The organism is Corynebacterium sp. HMSC064E08, assembly GCF_001811805.1.
Taxonomy (GTDB): domain Bacteria; phylum Actinomycetota; class Actinomycetes; order Mycobacteriales; family Mycobacteriaceae; genus Corynebacterium; species Corynebacterium jeikeium_D.
This window is the reverse complement of record NZ_KV806700.1, coordinates 215,280-230,425: the sequence shown is the minus strand read 5'-3', so window position 1 is coordinate 230,425 and position 15,146 is coordinate 215,280. Positions and strand designations below refer to the sequence as shown.

The 15,146-nt window shown below is 58.9% G+C and carries 15 protein-coding genes and 1 tRNA gene; 10 read left to right on the top strand and 6 right to left on the bottom strand.

Features of this window, described 5'->3' with window-relative positions; genetic code table 11:
- Positions 1-7 precede the first annotated feature (7 nt).
- From HMPREF2820_RS10695 to secA, 3 genes are all read left to right on the top strand, one after another.
- Entirely contained in the window at positions 8-265 is a 258-nt protein-coding gene (locus tag HMPREF2820_RS10695; protein WP_141751986.1) for a hypothetical protein, read from the top strand.
- 162 nt (positions 266-427) lie between these two features.
- Entirely contained in the window at positions 428-1,087 is a 660-nt protein-coding gene (hpf, locus tag HMPREF2820_RS06635) for a ribosome hibernation-promoting factor, HPF/YfiA family (RefSeq protein WP_016422210.1), read from the top strand.
- Between the two features lie 161 nt (positions 1,088-1,248).
- Complete coding sequence (gene secA / locus HMPREF2820_RS06630) at positions 1,249-3,951, top strand: preprotein translocase subunit SecA (RefSeq protein WP_049193304.1); 2,703 nt, start codon at positions 1,249-1,251, stop codon at positions 3,949-3,951.
- Between the two features lie 3 nt (positions 3,952-3,954).
- On the opposite strand, the gene HMPREF2820_RS06625 is transcribed toward secA, so the two are convergent.
- The gene (locus HMPREF2820_RS06625; RefSeq protein ID WP_070603445.1) at positions 3,955-4,578 is read right to left on the bottom strand and encodes a hypothetical protein; all 624 of its coding nucleotides are present in this window, start codon (positions 4,576-4,578) and stop codon (positions 3,955-3,957) included.
- A 287-nt stretch (positions 4,579-4,865) separates the two neighbouring features.
- Here HMPREF2820_RS06625 and HMPREF2820_RS06620 point away from each other — a divergent pair, with 287 nt between their 5' ends.
- The 4 genes from HMPREF2820_RS06620 (at position 4,866) to HMPREF2820_RS06605 (ending at position 8,572) form a co-directional block, all read left to right on the top strand.
- Complete coding sequence (locus tag HMPREF2820_RS06620; protein WP_038627918.1) at positions 4,866-5,276, top strand: HAD-IA family hydrolase; 411 nt, start codon at positions 4,866-4,868, stop codon at positions 5,274-5,276.
- Positions 5,276-5,767: a DUF6912 family protein gene (locus HMPREF2820_RS06615; protein WP_049172814.1), complete on the top strand. Its 492-nt coding sequence runs from the start codon at positions 5,276-5,278 to the stop codon at positions 5,765-5,767. The genes HMPREF2820_RS06620 and HMPREF2820_RS06615 overlap by 1 nt, the downstream gene beginning before the upstream one ends.
- A 330-nt stretch (positions 5,768-6,097) precedes the next feature.
- Positions 6,098-7,162, top strand: a complete 1,065-nt coding sequence (locus tag HMPREF2820_RS06610) for a flavin reductase family protein (protein WP_070603443.1) — start codon at positions 6,098-6,100, stop codon at positions 7,160-7,162.
- A 69-nt stretch (positions 7,163-7,231) separates the two neighbouring features.
- Entirely contained in the window at positions 7,232-8,572 is a 1,341-nt protein-coding gene (locus HMPREF2820_RS06605; RefSeq protein ID WP_070429791.1) for a fatty acid desaturase family protein, read from the top strand.
- On the opposite strand, the gene HMPREF2820_RS06600 is transcribed toward HMPREF2820_RS06605, so the two are convergent.
- From HMPREF2820_RS06600 to aroA, 3 genes are read right to left on the bottom strand one after another with little or no spacing between them, the layout of a single operon-like run.
- Positions 8,569-9,954: a chloride channel protein gene (locus HMPREF2820_RS06600; RefSeq protein WP_070603441.1), complete on the bottom strand. Its 1,386-nt coding sequence runs from the start codon at positions 9,952-9,954 to the stop codon at positions 8,569-8,571. The genes HMPREF2820_RS06605 and HMPREF2820_RS06600 overlap by 4 nt on opposite strands.
- Positions 9,941-10,987, bottom strand: a complete 1,047-nt coding sequence (gene rsgA / locus HMPREF2820_RS06595; protein WP_070603439.1) for a ribosome small subunit-dependent GTPase A — start codon at positions 10,985-10,987, stop codon at positions 9,941-9,943. Before rsgA ends, HMPREF2820_RS06600 begins: the two co-directional genes overlap by 14 nt.
- Before the next feature lie 2 nt (positions 10,988-10,989).
- Positions 10,990-12,468, bottom strand: a complete 1,479-nt coding sequence (aroA, locus tag HMPREF2820_RS06590) for a 3-phosphoshikimate 1-carboxyvinyltransferase (RefSeq protein WP_083308446.1) — start codon at positions 12,466-12,468, stop codon at positions 10,990-10,992.
- 70 nt (positions 12,469-12,538) lie between these two features.
- On the opposite strand from aroA, the gene HMPREF2820_RS06585 reads away from it, so the two are divergent.
- Positions 12,539-13,234: an SOS response-associated peptidase gene (locus HMPREF2820_RS06585; protein ID WP_070603435.1), complete on the top strand. Its 696-nt coding sequence runs from the start codon at positions 12,539-12,541 to the stop codon at positions 13,232-13,234.
- A gap of 39 nt (positions 13,235-13,273) precedes the next feature.
- Here HMPREF2820_RS06585 and ybaK read toward each other — a convergent pair whose 3' ends face one another.
- Positions 13,274-13,786 carry a Cys-tRNA(Pro) deacylase gene (gene ybaK, locus HMPREF2820_RS06580; protein ID WP_070439541.1) on the bottom strand — a complete coding sequence of 171 codons (513 nt, stop codon included), beginning with the start codon at positions 13,784-13,786 and terminating at the stop codon, positions 13,274-13,276.
- Between the two features lie 98 nt (positions 13,787-13,884).
- On the opposite strand from ybaK, the gene HMPREF2820_RS06575 reads away from it, so the two are divergent.
- Positions 13,885-14,514 (top strand): sigma-70 family RNA polymerase sigma factor, encoded by a 630-nt coding sequence (locus tag HMPREF2820_RS06575; RefSeq protein WP_016422221.1) that lies wholly within the window; start codon positions 13,885-13,887, stop codon positions 14,512-14,514.
- Complete coding sequence (gene rsrA / locus HMPREF2820_RS11130; RefSeq protein WP_016422222.1) at positions 14,511-14,819, top strand: mycothiol system anti-sigma-R factor; 309 nt, start codon at positions 14,511-14,513, stop codon at positions 14,817-14,819. Before HMPREF2820_RS06575 ends, rsrA begins: the two co-directional genes overlap by 4 nt.
- A 152-nt stretch (positions 14,820-14,971) precedes the next feature.
- Here rsrA and HMPREF2820_RS06565 read toward each other — a convergent pair.
- Positions 14,972-15,044, bottom strand: a tRNA-Ala gene (locus tag HMPREF2820_RS06565).
- Positions 15,045-15,146 lie beyond the last annotated feature (102 nt).

Genomic DNA, 15,146 nt, shown 5'->3' with positions numbered 1-15,146 from the left:
GCCCCTGGTGCGCATTGGCGGGCGCACGCGGGATTCCGCGGAGCTGGGGGCTTCTCAACGCAGACGAAATCTTTCTGGCCACATTGTGCCGCTGACGCAATTCAAGCGCGGAATTAGCGACAAGCTGCGACAACGCTGTGCGAAGGCGACAGTAATTCTGGTTGATGATGTGGCCACCACTGGTGCCACTGCAGCGGAAACCGAGTTGGTGGCAGCGTCATTGGGGATTCGCATCGACATGGTGTTGGTGCTCGCCCGGGCGTAGACGCAGGGGGTGTCGTCGGCAAGCGAAAAATAAACGAGGGGAACGTGGCATTGGTTACCCCCGGAACTGTATCCTGGGGGTGCAGAAAGACTCGTCACCGTAGACGCCGTGAGTAATCCCGCTCACGGAAGGGCGGTGGCCATACCGGGAGGTAGGTAGCAAGTGTCCACACCTGCTGACAACAACGAGGTACTCAGCCCGAACGCTCAGGTGACCATCACCGGGCGCAATGTTGAGGTTCCAGAGCACTTCGCAGATCGTGTTAAGGCGAAGCTGGCGAAGATTGAGCGCCTCGACCCGACTTTGACCTTCTTCCACGTGGAGCTCCAGCACGAGCCGAATCCGCGCCGTGCAGACCGCTCTGACCGTATTCAGATCACCGCTACTGGCAAGGGACACCTGGCTCGTGCGGAAGCGAAGGAAGATAGCTTCTACGCTGCACTGGAGTCTGCTCTGGGCAAGATGGAGCGCTCCCTGCGTAAGGTGAAGGCTCGCCGCAAGATTAGCCGTTCTGGCCACCGTGCACCGATGTCCGTCGGCGAGGCAACTGCTTCGCTGGTTGCAGAGGCTGAGGCAGCGGCTCCGGAAAAGGCTGATCCGTACGAGGATCTGGTTGAGGACGTGACCCCGGGCCAGGTTGTGCGTACCAAGCAGCACTCCGCAACTCCGATGACGGTGGAAGATGCTCTGTCTGAGATGGAGCTCGTCGGTCACGACTTCTACCTCTTCGTTAACGAGGCAACCTCTCGTCCGTCCGTGGTCTACCGTCGTCACGCATACGACTACGGTCTGATTGAGCTGGCAGACGAAGACGAGAAGTAAGTCTTCACCAAAAAGAGCACGCAATACCGCGCAGAGCTGTGTATTGGTAAGTAATTGCTCACATGAGCCCGTCTTCTCTTAGAAGGGAAGGCGGGTTCGTCGTATAATCAACCGTTGCACATTAAAGTTCGACGTGAATCGGCCGGAAAGGTCCCAATTTAGTGTTTTCGCTCAGCAAGTTGCTCCGCATTGGTGAAGGCCGCGCTGTCAAGAGGCTTGGCAATATTGCAGATCAGGTCATCGCCAAGGAAGACGAGTACGCAGCTCTTTCAGACGATGAACTCCGTGCCAAGACCGAGGAGTTTAAGAAGCAGCTGGCTGACGGTGCCGATGTAGACGATTTGCTGCTGGATGCTTTCGCCACGGCGCGCGAGGCATCCTGGCGCGTGCTGGGGCAGAAGCACTACCGCGTCCAGGTTATGGGCGGTGCGGCACTGCACTTCGGCAACGTTGCCGAGATGGGGACTGGTGAAGGTAAGACCCTGACCTGTGTGCTGCCCGCATACCTCAATGCGTTGGCAGGCAAGGGTGTTCATGTCGTTACGGTTAATGACTACCTGGCTAAGCGTGACGCGGAGTGGATGGGTCGAGTCCACCGCTTCCTGGGGCTTGAGACTTCCGTGATTCTCTCTGAGCTCAGTCCGGACCAGCGTCGCAAGGCCTATGCTGCCGACATCACCTACGGCACGAACAACGAGTTCGGCTTTGACTACCTGCGCGATAACATGGCGCATTCGCTCGACGATTTGGTGCAGCGTGGGCACCACTTCGCCATCGTCGATGAGGTTGACTCGATTCTGATTGACGAGGCCCGTACCCCATTAATTATTTCCGGTCCGGCAGATGGCGATCCGCACTGGTACCTGGCGTTCTCCAAGATCGTGCCGCGTATGAAGCGCGATATTCACTACGAAGTCGATGAGCGTAAGCGCACCATCGGTATTCGTGAAGAGGGTGTTGAATTCGTTGAGGATCAGCTGGGCATTGCCAACCTGTATGCTCCGGAAAACTCTTCGCTGGTCAGTTACCTGAACAATGCCCTGAAGGCCAAGGAACTGTTCACCCGCGACAAGGATTACATTATTCGTAATGGTGAGATCCTCATTGTCGATGAGTTCACCGGTCGTGTGCTGGCAGGCCGTCGCTATAACGAGGGCATGCACCAGGCAATTGAGGCCAAGGAAGGGGTGGAGATTAAAAACGAGAACCAGACGCTGGCAACCGTCACGCTCCAGAACTACTTCCGCCTCTACGACAAGCTGTCCGGTATGACCGGTACGGCTGAGACCGAAGCGGCTGAGCTGCACCAGATTTACAAGCTGAACGTCATGGCGATCCCGCCGAATCGCCCGAAGCAGCGTGAGGATCTGCCCGACCTGATTTACAAGACGCAGGAGGCAAAGTTCGCCGCTGTTGTCGAGGACATCCGCGAATGCCATGAAAAGGGCCAGCCAGTTCTCGTTGGCACGACGTCAGTCGAGAAATCCGAGTACCTTTCCAAGCTCCTGCAGCGCGAAGGTATTCCTCACTCTGTGCTGAACGCTAAGCACCACGAGAAGGAAGCTGAGATTGTCGCAGTGGCGGGTCGGCTCGGAGGCGTTACCGTGGCAACTAACATGGCCGGTCGTGGTACTGACATCGTGCTGGGCGGTAACCCGGACATCATCGCTGACCTGAATCTGCGCTCTCGTGGTCTGGACCCGGTGGAAACTCCGGAAGAATACGAAGAGGCGTGGGACGCTGAGATTGAGCGTGTTCGTCAGCAGTCGAAGGAAGAAGCTGACAAGGTACGTGAGGCCGGTGGCCTCTACGTCCTGGGCACTGAGCGCCATGAGTCGCGCCGTATTGATAATCAGTTGCGTGGTCGTACCGGTCGTCAGGGTGACCCGGGCGTTACCCGCTTTTACCTGTCCATGCGCGATGATCTCATGGTTCGCTTCAACGGTCAGCGCATGGAAGCGCTGATGAACACTCTGAATGTCCCGGATGACGTTCCTATTGACTCCAAGGTTGTCTCCAACTCCATTAAGAGCGTTCAGGCTCAGGTGGAAAGCCAGAACTTCGAAATCCGTAAGAATGTTCTGAAGTATGACGAGGTTATGAACCAGCAGCGTAAGGTCATCTACGCTGAGCGCCGTCGCATCCTCGAAGGTGAGGATTTGAAGACTCAGGTCCGTGACATGCAGGACGACGTCGTCGATGCGTATGTCAACGGTGCCACCGCTGACGGTTACGTGGAGGATTGGGACCTCGACGAGCTGTGGAATGCCCTAGAGCAGCTCTACAGCCCGACGTTTACGGCGCAAGAGCTTATTGATGGCTCTGACTTCGGTACCCCGGGTGACCTCTCGGCCGATGAGCTGTCCAAGGCTCTGCACACGGACATCTCGGCCAGCTACGACCAGCTTGAGGATGCGGTCTCCGCAATTGGCGGCGACGACCAGATGCGCAACATCGAGCGCTTCACCATCCTGAACGTCATGGACCAGAAGTGGCGCGAGCACCTCTACGAGATGGACTACCTCAAGGAGGGCATTGGCTTGCGCGCCATGGCCCAGGCTGACCCGCTGGTGGAGTACCAGCGTGAGGGCTACGACATGTTCACCGCGATGATGGACGGCATCAAGGAAGAATCGGTTCGTCAGTTGTTCCTGATCCGTAAGCAGGTTATGCCTGCAGTGGAAAACGCCGAGGGGCAGGAGAACCAGGCTCCAGCTCTGCCAACGGAAGCTGCTGAGCAAAATCAGCAGATGACTTACTCCGGCCCCAGCGAGGACGGCAGTGCAGAGCAGCAGCGCGTGGATCAAGAGTCTGAGGGCAACCGAGCGCAGCGTCGGAAGGCGGCTCGCAAGCGCCGTCGCTAAGCACTAAAGCACACGAAACGCGGTCATGGTCCATGGCCGCGTTTTTGCTGTTCCGCGGCGGAAAGTGCCCGTGAACGCGCGAACGCGCGGACCGACACGGCAACTACCCAGGAACTCGACCTTCTTGCCGTCCGCGGAAGCGCTGGCGTGGAAGGATTGCAACGCGACACCCTTGAGGCTGGTGTTCTTCGACAGCGTGAGTATCGCAGCGTGAATAATTGGGTCGATATTGATGCGACGCAAATCGTTGACTCGCCTGCGACCCGCGATGATGTCGAAGACGCGGCGAGTAATCGTGCTAAGCTCCTGTCTCAGATTCTGCTCACAGTGCTGGACGACGTGCGGTGTTTGCGGCGTCTTTTTCGCAGCAGGAGTGGCCACGGCGGGCGGTAATGCCGTCATGACAGCGGTCCCGGTGGCAGCGGAGCATCCGCTATAGGTCGGTGCCACTTTTGCGGTTTGAGAGGCGGCGGCATTAGCTGACTGGCCGAGTTGAATTGTGTGGAGAAGCGAAAAGCCCGTTGCCGGTTCAATGGATTCCCTGCCACTGGAGCGGTACTCAGCGGCGTGCGACAGCGCGTAAGGCATCGGTGTCTGAGATTTTGGTACGTGAGACGTTGGTGCCATGGATTAATCCCCCTAAAAACTCTCCATTGGCAAGTTCCCCCTTGCTGAAGACCATTGTCCTACAAGTGCTTTAAGTGTGCAGCTTGTGAAGGGGAATTCACGGCCGGCGTGGGGGGATTGTGGAGAAGGCGCAGTCGCGAAATGGGCTGAGTGTTTCGCTGTTAATGGTCCTATCGGTTTCCGTCAAGGCCGTTCTGGTCGTCTACAAATGGGCGTAACGAACAGCCAATTAACACGCTGAACTGGAAAAAAGGCAAACGTGCAGGTCATGCGATAAACTACAGGCCATGCGCGGAATGATTATCGATTACTGTGGTGTCCTTGACGGCACGGATGAAGACCAGGCACGTTGGCGTAATTTGCTGGTAGAGGCGCGTGCAAATGGTGTTGGCCTGGCAGTCCTGTCGAATGACCCAGGTGGCCCATCGGCGGATCCGATTCGCAAGCTCGAAGATGAGGGCCTGGTAGACGCAGTTGTGCTCTCTGGTGAAATTGGCCATGAGAAGCCTTCGGCAGAGGCTTTTAATGCAGCCGCTGCGGCTATTGAACTGCCGGCACGGGACTGCGTGTTGGTAGATGATTCGATTGAGAACATCCATGCGGCCGTCTCTAACGGCATGGTGGGAGTCTTCTATCAGCAGTTCGACCGCGCAGTGGTCGAGATTGCCGGTCTACTGGGTCTCGAGGGCGAGTTCTAATGCGTGTCTATATCCCAGCGACTTTCTCCATGCTTGAGGCGCTTAAGGAGGATGAGCTCTTCCACGCCCGCGGTGGTTGGGGCTTTGCTGTCACTGAAGCGCTGCGCGATTTCTTTACTGAGGGCGATGATGAGGAACTGGCAGACGTAGCCTTTGATGAGGCTGCGCGTGCGTCGCTCCGTCTGCTCGATGCCGCAGAAGAGAAGTTCCCGCACCGTCGAGTGGTCATTTCCGTTGATGTGGAGGCGGAGCCGCAGTCGGATATGGGAGATGCCGTGGTTAAGGTCGGCGGCCCAATTTCGCTTGCCGACGTTGCAGCGCTCCACATTGATGTGGAAGAGGCGGAAAGCAAGGTTGAGGCTGCGATTGATGCCGTCGATAAGGCAGATCTCGGTGACGAGGATGCGGAGCTCACTGTCGGCGATGCGCTGGAGATCCCGCTGGCGTGGTATGACGTAGCTGAGCTCGGCATGGTGGTCGACTTCCTGTAGTAGCGCGTGCTTGGCGTTAAAGAAGGGGACTGGGTTTAGGAACCCAGCCCCTTTTTTTGTATGGCACAAGTGTTTTCAGCGGGGGTATAAAAGGCGGGATTGTTTTGTGTGGATAAGCTCCATGTCAAAGGGGGTGTTTCGCACGAGGGTGGGGGTAATGACAATTTCGCTATTTGTGTCAAAATCATTTGTTTCTCTTGACCAATAACTTACCGCTCCGTAGTCTACGTCTAAGTAACCTACGGACACGTAATGATGAATCGGGTGGGGCATGCCTGCTGATGAACAGCGTTATTGCGTGTTCGTCCGTGACAGTCAGGAGGGCCAAAAATGGGGCTTAAGACCAAAGTTTCCCGGGTATTCAAGCATTTATCCACGCCACTTTTGCCCGATGACTACACGCATTTGCTAAATCCGCTGTGGTCAAGTCGCGAGCTGCGCGGTCAGATTGAGGCCATCAATCCCACATCTCCTACTTCAGCAGAGTTGATAATCCGTCCGGGTTGGGGGATGCCAACAGACTTCAAGCCAGGCCAGTTCATCGGACTTGGCGTAGAGGTCAAGGGGAAATACCTGTGGCGTTCCTACTCGCTGACAAATGCGCCGCGGCCTCATGACGGGCTGCTGACTATCAACATCCGTGCGCTCAACGACGGCTACGTGTCCCAACACCTCGTCGCCAATGTCAAGCCGGGTACTGTCGTCCGCCTGGCTGCCCCGGCTGGGGATTTCCATCTTCCGGAGCCGCTCCCAGCCCGCATTGCGTTTGTTACCGCAGGCTCCGGCGTCACTCCGGTGATTTCGATGCTGCGTGATCTTTCAGCTCGCAATGCCTCGGTGGAAGTCGAGCACATTCACTCCTACCGCGGCGAGACAGAAGCTGTGTTTGTCACCGAACTTCGCGAGCTGGAACAGCACAGCGCCACTAGCGCGTTGAAGTATCGCCTGCATGCCCGGAATACCGAGACGCAGCCGCGGATTGACGCTGCGGCGGTTACCGACATCATTGCTGACTTTGGAGCGCTGGCATCGTCGGCAAGCGCCTATGCCTGTGGTCCGGTTGAACTGCTGAAAAACCTTGAGCCGGAGTTTCCCGGGCTGCGGACGGAACGTTTCACCGTTGACCGCTCGGCGGCGGGGGAGGTCGGCGGCACGGTGAGTTTCGGCAGCCGAGGCGATATCGACGTAGACGGTGCAACGACCATCCTGGAGGCGGCCGAGAGCGTCGGGGTTGACCTGCCGTACGGCTGTCGGATGGGAATTTGTGCGACGTGCGTGCAGCAACTCTCCGACGGCGCAGCGCGGGACATCCGCACCGGGGCGACGTTTGTGGCGGGCGAGCGGGTCCGAACGTGCGTCTGTGCGCCGGCGGGGCACGCGCGTATCGAACTGTAAGTTCGCCCCACATCTATCTCAACCTGCATTAACCAGGAGAAACTACCTAAAGGAGTTGGGACCCTTCCCATGGCAATTTCCGATATCGCATCGTATGCGCACTTGAGCGAAGAAGACGTCGCAGAGATTGGGCGTCGGTTTGCGGAAATCGAAAAGCAACACCGCGATTCGCTGGGACAGAAGGATGCTCGCTACATCCGCACGCTCATCCGCATTCAGCGCACCCTTGAGGTGACTGGTCGAGGCCTGCTGATGGTGCCGACCGCCGGCATGGCCCTGAACAAATTGGGGATGCTGCCGAAGTCGTGGAAGAACACCGCGCACTGGGGTTTCAAATGGGCGGGCGTCTCAGCGCTGGGGTTGGCAAAGATTTTGGAAAACCTCGAAATCGGACACAACACCATGCACGGTCAGTGGGACTGGATGAATGACCCCGAGATTCACTCGGCCACCTGGGAGTGGGACAATTCCTGCCCATCCAGCGGGTGGAAGCACTCCCACAACTTTGTCCACCACAAGTACACCAACGTGCTCGGTATGGACAACGATGTGGGATATGGCATTCTCCGGGTGACTCGTGACCGCCGTTGGAAGCCATCGACGCTGCTGCAGCCGGTGACAAACGTGGTGTTGGCCAGCCTTTTCCAATGGGCAGTGGCCTTCTATGACGTCGAGCTCGGGCGCGTGTTCGCCGGCAAGAAATCCTGGGATGAGGCCCGACCGCAGCTCATGGAGGTGCTCAACAAGTCGGGGCGCCAGGTGCTCAAGGACTACGTTCTCTTCCCGGCGATGGCGGGTCCGCGTTACCGTGAGGTGGCCTTTGCGAACATGATGGCCAACCTCGCCCGTAATCTTTGGGCCTACGCGGTCATCTTCTGCGGACACTTTCCGGATGATGCCGAGACTTTCACCAAGGAGCAGTACAACACCGAGGACAAGAGTGAGTGGTATTTGCGCCAAATGCTGGGCTCGGCGAACTTCCACGGTGGGCTGGCGCTGTCGGTGCTCTCAGGAAATCTGAATTACCAGATTGAGCACCACCTGTTCCCGGACATGCCGTCCAACAGGCTCGCGCAGATTTCGAAGCAGGTTCAGCAGATCTGCCGGGAATACGACCTGCCATACAACACGGGGTCGTTCCCGAAGCAGTTCTTCCAGGTCCAGCGCACGCTGCTGAAGTTGTCGCTGCCGGATCGTTTCTTAGTCGCTGACCCGGACAACGCCCCAGAGGTACGTTCGGAGGCGGCGTTCAAGAAGTATCCGCAGGTTGAAGCGGAGCTCCAGTCCAGTTCCCCGCAACGCAAGGGCTTAGCGACGGGCCTGCGAATGCTCCGCCGTCTTCGCCCAGGTGTCCGGGAAATTGTCCGGGCCTACACCGGTCGCTCGACGCACACTGCTGCGCGCGGTTAGCCCTCGGCCCGCTTGCGAACCGCAGCCGCGACTGCTGGTTCGCGGTTCCATGGCATTGATTGCTTGTGGGGGAGCCGTAGCCAGGCGCGAATCATGGTCACGGTCAGCGTCGCAGTTGCACCAGCGAGGAAGAGTGCTAAGTAAGCCGAGGAATTCTGGCCGGTGAACTCCACGGTCACGATCAGTGCGAAAAGTGGGGCTGCCATGGACGCCGACAGGAAGGCCGCCGCGCCGAGAATCGCAAAGTCGCTCAGCGGAACTGAGGGCATCAATGGCTGTACGAAGCAGCCGACGATGAAACCGCTGAGCGCGCCAAGGGCAAAGCCGGGAGTCAAGAGACCACCGACGGCACCAGAACGGAAAGTAACGAGAACCGCGAAAGCTTTCGCAATCAGCAGGATGACTGCAAAACCCAGCAGCGGGCGGTCCATGAGAACTGTGGTCGCAGCGATACGGCCATTGCCCAACACTTCTGGAACCCACAGTGAAATCACACCAACCAGTGTGAATGCGAGGGGGATGGCCCAGGCAGAATGCCAGCCAGTCGGTGCTTTGTCCGACATCCGCGAGCTGAGAATGCGAAATGCGTAGCCAATGGCACCGCAGATAACACCGATGAGCAGTGCTGCCCCGAGGTTGCCCCAGCCGTCCGAGAGATTAATTGGGCTGTAGAGCGGGCTACTGCCGACCACGATGCCCGACGTCACCGTGGCAATGGCTGAACACGCCAGCACCACCATCACCGCGGTAATACTCAGCGAGCCCAGCAGAATCTCCAACGAGAAAACCGCTCCAGCCAACGGGATGTGATAAATCGCCCCCAGGCCGGCACCGGCCGCTGCTGCGACCAAAATACGGCGGTGTAGTGGATCGATGCGCAGTCGATGCGACATCTGCGAGGCCACCATTGCACCGAGCTCACGCGGGGCATTCTCGCGTCCCATGGATGCACCTGCAGCGACGGTCGCCATCTGCAAAAACACATTGACAAGAGTTGACCACACAGGCATGGGGCGGCCGTGCATGCCCGCTTCAACGCTTTCAACAGGCTTCGCCTTTGTGCGAAGAGCTGCCCAGATTGGTCCTGCAATCAGCCCCGCCAACACAATTCCGACAAAGCGCTGTAAACCAGTGGTGCCATCGGTTACGACCGCTACGTCACCCTCGTGCTGCCCGTAGACCGCGTACTCGATGCCGTGCATTATTAGTGCGAGGCCGGCTGCGCCGAGTCCTGTCGCAAGACCCACGATAAGCGTGTAGATACACAGCCGAATCCAACTGCCGGGAGCGGGGTAGAGACCGGAGCCCGCGTTGTCCGCCTCAGCTCCAGCCGAGGCTTCAGCGGGCGTCTCCACAGAATCGGTGTGGCTAGTCTCTTTCAATGTCCAGCTCCCAATCCTCGTTGTCGCTGATGGCGCTCAACAGGCGACGCACGGCCATCGCTCGACGGTGCTGAACTCCCTCCAGCTTGTCGAGGGCGCACTCTGGATCCGCGGGCGGCCCCAAATGGGTGCAACCACGTGGGCATTCATCTGTCGCTGCCTGGATATCTGGAAACGCCGCCAGCAGCGTCTCCGGTGTCACATGAGCCAGACCAAAGGAACGAATGCCCGGGGTATCAATAATCCACGACGTCGCGCTGTCTTCGCTTTCCGACGGCAGCATCAGCGCCACCGACTGCGTGGAGGTATGGCGGCCCTTACCCACACCACTAACTTCGCCGGTCTCACGGTTGGCTTCAGGAACAATCCGGTTGACAAGGGTCGATTTCCCCACACCGGAATGCCCAACCAAAGCTGTCACTCGTCCGGGGACATCGATGAGCTCTGACAAGGGAGCCAAGTCATCGTTGATACCGCAGACAACGACATCCACTCCGAGTGCCGAGAACTCCCCGGCAAATTCCTCTGGGTCGGCCAGATCGGATTTAGTCAGACAGAGCACGGGGCGGACACCGCCGGCGTAGGCCGCGACCAGCGCGCGTTCGACAAAACCGGTGCGAGGTTCAGGATCGGCGACTGCGCACACAATGAGCAGCAGGCTGGCATTGGCCACGACGATGCGCTCATACGGGTCATTGTCATCGGCGGTGCGACGCAAAACCGTGCTGCGCTCTGCCAGCTTGACGATGCGGGCCAGTGTGCCCTCACGGCCGCTGACATCGCCGACGACACCGACACGGTCACCGACAACGATATTGGTGCGGCCGAGCTCGCGGGCACGCATGCATGTCACTGCAACATCAGGGTTGTTATCGAGGACTACACCCCAACGACCACGATCCTTGGTCACCACCATGCCCCAGTGGGCATCTGCGTGGCGGGGGCGATCCTTCGTCCGTGGCCGCGACCCTTTACCGGGGCGGATGCGTACATCGGACTCGTCCCATTGCCGTCCACGCCTGCGTGCCGCCACTGTTATTTCCCTGCCTCGGTTCCGTCCTCCATGCCATCAAGTCGAGCTTCGACTGACTTTTCCAACGAACTAGGGCTGGGGGAGGCCAGTCCGAGCATCTCCAGCCAGCGCAGGTCGAATCCAGGCATGGTCTTAGCGGTGGTACCGATGTTTTCGACTTCCACGCCCTCCGTGCGCAGGCCAACAATGGCACCAGCGGTGGCCATTCGATGGTCGGCGTAGCTGTGCCAGAGGCCACCGTGGAGCGGAACGGGGTCAATCGCAATGCCGTCGTCAAGCTCCGTAGCGCGACCACCGAGGCGGTTGATTTCCGTGGTGAGCGCGGCAAGACGGTTGGTTTCGTGACCGCGCAAGTGTGCAATACCCGTCAGCTCGGTGCGGGTGGTGGCCAGGGCGGCGATGGCAGCGACCGTTGGGGTCAGCTCGCCAATCTCGGACATGTCCATCGTGATTCCGCGCAGCTCTGACGGCTTTGGGCCCACGACGGTGAGGCTGGTGCGGCCACCCTCGTGACGGTTGAACGTCACGGTAGCGCCCATTGCGGTGAGGATCTCGCGGATGCGGTCGCCCGGCTGCGTGGTGTGCTCTGACCAGTCGGGCACGGTGACGCTGCCACCAGTGACAGCTGCAGCGGCCAGGAAGGCGGCAGCGTTGGACAGGTCGGGCTCGATCTGCCAAGTACGACCCATCATTTCGGTGGGGTGAATGGTGAACGTTGTGCGTGATCCCTCAGGTGCGTCGGCCGTGGTCTCGTCGACCTGCACACCGGCCTCACGGAGCATGTCCAGGGTCATGTCAATGTGCGGGCGGGATGGAATCTCTCCGGTCGGGCGAAGTACGAGGCCACGGCCATAGCGCGGCGCTGACAGCAACAGGCCGGAGACGAACTGGCTTGAGGCCGAAGCGTCAATTTCCACTTCGCCGCCGATGTCCGGCAGATCTTGCTCTTGGACCGAGTCACCGAGGCGGTTGCCCTGGTTCGGACCCTGTGGATTGACCGTGAAAGGAAGCCCATTTCCAGCGATGTTCACACCGAGGCTGCGCAGGGCATCCAGCACGGCTGACATCGGGCGAGCCTTGGCCTCTACGTCGCCTTCGAAGAACACCGACCCCTGTGCCAGAGCTGCGATAGGCGGCACGAAGCGCATAACCGTACCTGCAAGGCCACATTCCACGACACCACCGCGGAGCATGCGTGGAGTGACACGGAGCGTGTGGTTCGGGGAACCCGAATATGTCGAGTCGGCACTGATGTCAGTTCCCAGGGCCTGCAGTGCGCGAATCATAAGATCGGTATCGCGAGAGCGCAGAGCACCATGGATAACCGATGGGGTCGAAGATAGCGCCGCGATGACAAGAGCACGGTTCGTAATCGACTTCGAGCCGGCAATCTGCACCGTGGCGCTAAAAGGCTGTCGACCGGATTCGGCACCGTCGACACTTACAGTAGGGGCGGACCAATTCTGATTTTGGGAACACACACAACCAATTATGGAACACTTTCACTCCATACCTCGACTAGAGGGGGAGACATCGGCACAATCAGTTGGTATGTGTGGTCGTTTCGTCAATTTCACAGTCGCCGAAAAGCTGCTCAGCACCACGGCTGAAATTCCCGGTTTGGCGCCCGTGCGTGCCGACGGCCCGTTGCCCACCTCCCGCTACAACATCGGCCCGACCATGCCAATAGTTGCTCTTGCCCGCGAGCATCCCGGCCGCACAGGAACCATTGCAGCCACCGTGCGCTGGGGTTTAATTCCGCAGTGGGCCCGCGAAGTGCCAACGACACCTTTCTTCAACGCCCGTGCGGAAACCTGGCAGTCCAAACCGACTTTCCGGGACGGCCTTCCCTGCGCAATCCCCATGAACGGTTGGTATGAATGGAAAAGTCGCCAGCCCTACTTCGTCAGCTTCGGTGATGGCGCACCGCTTTTCACCGTCGCGGGTCTGTGGGCACGCTGGGGAGATATAGTCTCCGCCACAATTCTCACCACCGACGCCGTGGGACATCTCGTGGATCTGCATCATCGTATGCCGCGCGTGCTTGCCGACGATGAAGTCAGCGATTGGCTGGATCTCTCGGCCTGGGCAGCAAACGGAGATGTTGGCGTGACCAGCGCCGAGGTGGTGGACAAGCTGACCATCCGACCGGTCAACCGCGTCGTCGGTAATGTTGCGAATGAAGGGTCGCACCTGTTGGATGAGCCCGATGGCGCGGTACCCGGCCACAACGAGGAGCTGTTTTAAGGCCGTATCAGCGGGGAGGTTGCAGGAGTAGCCGCCGGATTAGCGGGCGATGTCGGCGACCGTGGCATCGCAAAGCGAAACCAGATCAGCGGGTGACAGTTCGATGTCCCACCCGCGGCGACCACCGGAGACGAACACCGTGTCGGCGAGAGTAGCTGTCTCATCAATGACAGTCGGGAGCTTGCGGCGACCGCCAAGCGGGGAGATGCCGCCGGGAACGTAGCCGGTGGCAAGTGACGCGTCATGGGGGTCGGCCATCATGGCCTTGGAAGCCCCGACAGCCGCGGCGGCGGCCTTGAGGTTGAGCATTCCGGTGGCGGGGACGACGGCGATGGCCAGCCCAGTGCGTTTGCCGGATAGCTCGATAATGAGAGTTTTGAAGATGCGTTCGGGCTCGACTCCGAGATGCTCTAGTAGCCAAGAGGCGGCCTCTTCGCCGAAGTTGTCGCTGCCGTGGGGGAATTGGTGAACGTGGAAGTCGATTCCGGCGTTCTGACAGACGGCGATTGCCGGGGTGGCGGCAGCGGATTTCTTGGCGGACTTCTTCGACATAATTTCCCATCGTTGCACACCAGTGCAGCTACGCGACGAAATGCCTGGTGACGGGGGTCTGGCCGACTCGTGGGTGCGGATGTTTTAGGATAGGTAGCATGTCAGGTGATCAGACAGGAACATCGGCCATCCGGACTGATGAGTCGGATGAGGAGCTTGCGCAGCGCTTTGAGCGTGATGCCATGCCGCTTTTGGATCAGCTCTATGGAGCGGCGCTGCGGATGACACGCAACCCCGCCGATGCCGAAGACCTGGTGCAGGAGACCTATATCAAGGCCTTTCAGGGCTTCCGCTCCTACAAGCCGGGCACGAACCTGAAAGCGTGGCTCTACCGCATTCTGACGAATGCGTACATCAACAACTACCGCAAGGCGCAGCGACGTCCTGCCGAGTACGCCACCGATGACATCACGGATTCACAGATCGCGGAAACCGCGTCGCACACTTCGATAGGGCTGCGCTCTGCTGAGGTTGAAGCGCTGGAAAAGCTTCCTGACGAGGAAATTCGTGACGCTTTGATGAGCCTCAAAGAGGACTACCGGATGGTGGTCTACTACGCCGATGTCGAGGGATTGCCCTACAAGGAAATCGCCGAAATCATGGGCACGCCCATCGGAACTGTGATGAGTCGGCTCCACCGTGGAAGAAAACAGCTCCGAGACGCGTTGCACAACGTAGCCGTGGAACGTGGATTCTTGAAAGAAGAGAAGGGAGATTCTCCGCGATGAGCCGAGAGTCGAGCCAAGATATGGAGCAGACGCCAGAGCGCGGGCACGCCTGTGAAGATGCTTTCTGTCAGGATGTCCACTCGCGCCTACACGCATTTTTGGATGGAGAGTGTGATTCGGAGGAACGCCGCTTTCTCGAGGAACACATTCACAAATGCCCTCAGTGCTTGGAAGAGTTCGGTTCCGAGCAAGCTATACGACGGCTGCTACGCCGGTGCTGCCAGCAACCTGCCCCTGAGGACCTCCGTCAGCGCATTACCACTCGGATTCGCGTGTCCTATACGCGGGTGGAGTACCGCAGGTAGCTGCTGGCGGCTAGGTTTTGGTGCGTCATCTTTTGGCGCGTATTCCTTTGATGCTTAATGCGATGTTGCGTAATACGGTAATGCGGTAATGCGTAATGGGAAAATCCCAGGTCACGGTGATGTGGCCTGGGATATTTTTGTGGAGCTATTTGTGGAGCTAAGGGGAATCGAACCCCTGACCTTCGCATTGCGAACGCGACGCTCTACCAACTGAGCTATAGCCCCATTGCTTTCGAGCAACCTAGCTGGAGCTGCTGTAAAAGCTCTGTTTTCAGACGTTACTCCGGTGGGGTTTGGGCTCCAAACTCGCTGGTAAGGTTCTGGCGG